We start from the raw sequence: 1,258 nt of genomic DNA, 5'->3' as shown, positions 1-1,258 counted from the left end.
ATTTGCTACCGTACAGAAAATATGAGCGAGTTGTCGTGTGACGGTATTCCGCCAGGGAAAATGGAAGCCGATGCGCAATGGTATCCTTTCGTCATGGTGACCAAACCTGACGACTGGAGAAGACCATGCCCATCAGCTTCCAGACCTATCGTACCATCAAACGGACCCTGGCGCATGCCCTGCACACGCGCCGCGACAGTCACGACGAGCGGCACCTGAACACGTTGGCCTTGTTGATTTGTGGAATTGTTAGCGCCCGGCACGTCCAGTTCGCCCTGATCGCCGATCACGTCCCGATCCGTGGGCGCAAGAATGAAAGTATCATCACCCGCTTTCGGCGCTGGGTGAAGCACGATGCCATCACGCCCGAGGCGCTGTGGCTGCCATTTGCCCGCGCGGTTGTGGCGGGCTTGGCCCACACGCCGCTGACGATCGTGCTCGATGGCACGACAGCTGGGCGCGGCTGTGTCGTGTTGATGGCCAGTGTGCTGTATCAAGGACGGGCTATCCCACTGCTCTGGACGGTCGTGAAAGGCAAAAAGGGACATTTGCCCCAAGAACTGCATTGTGCAGTGATTGAGCGCCTTCAACAGGTCATTCCGACCACAGCCACAGTGGTCGTGCTGGGCGATGGCGAGTTTGATGGCGTCGCGTTGCAGGCGACGATCCGCGCGCTGGAATGGGACTATGTCTGTCGCACCGCCAGCAACATCACGATCTACGCTCACGATCGAGTCTTCACGGTCGGCGATCTGCCCATCACACGTGGGGAATCGGTTGCGATTGCCGATGTGGAGATGACGCTGGCGCGGTACGGGCCAGTCCTGGTGATAGGAGTGTGGGACGACGATCAGGACGCGCCGATCTATCTGATTAGCTCGTTGACCGATGCCGACGCGGCGGTGGCGCACTACCGGATGCGCTTTCGGATTGAGCGCCTGTTTGCCAACCATAAGAGTCGCGGCTTTCACATCCAGAAAAGTCACCTGAGCGATCCGGAGCGTCTGGCGCGGTTACTGATTGCCACAAGTTTGGCCTATGTGTGGGTGCATACGCTGGCCGTGTTTGCTCAAGAACAGAATTGGGTTCGCCAGTTTCATCGCAGCGACCGCTGTGACCTCAGCCAGTTTCAAATTGGCATCCGTGCGTTGTGCTACGCCCATCGCGAAGGTAAACGTGTTCCTGTCAGCTTTCGCTTCCCAGCGAACCGATGTGCCACTCTGCAAGAGACGAACGGATTTTCTGTACGGTAGCAAAT

Annotated in this window: 1 protein-coding gene; it reads left to right on the top strand. The window is 57.9% G+C overall.

Annotation, left to right across the window (positions count from 1 at the left end; translation table 11 throughout):
- Positions 1 to 125 precede the first annotated feature (125 nt).
- On the top strand, positions 126 to 1,253 hold the full coding sequence (locus NW818_RS12365) for a transposase (protein WP_414424720.1): 1,128 nt from the start codon (positions 126 to 128) through the stop codon (positions 1,251 to 1,253).
- The last annotated feature ends 5 nt before the right edge of the window (positions 1,254 to 1,258 follow it).

It is taken from the genome of Synechococcus sp. R6-5, from assembly GCF_047461775.1.
Lineage (GTDB): Bacteria > Cyanobacteriota > Cyanobacteriia > Thermostichales > Thermostichaceae > Thermostichus.
The sequence above is the reverse complement of the archived record's forward strand: the minus strand, read 5'-3'. Positions and strand labels throughout refer to the sequence as shown.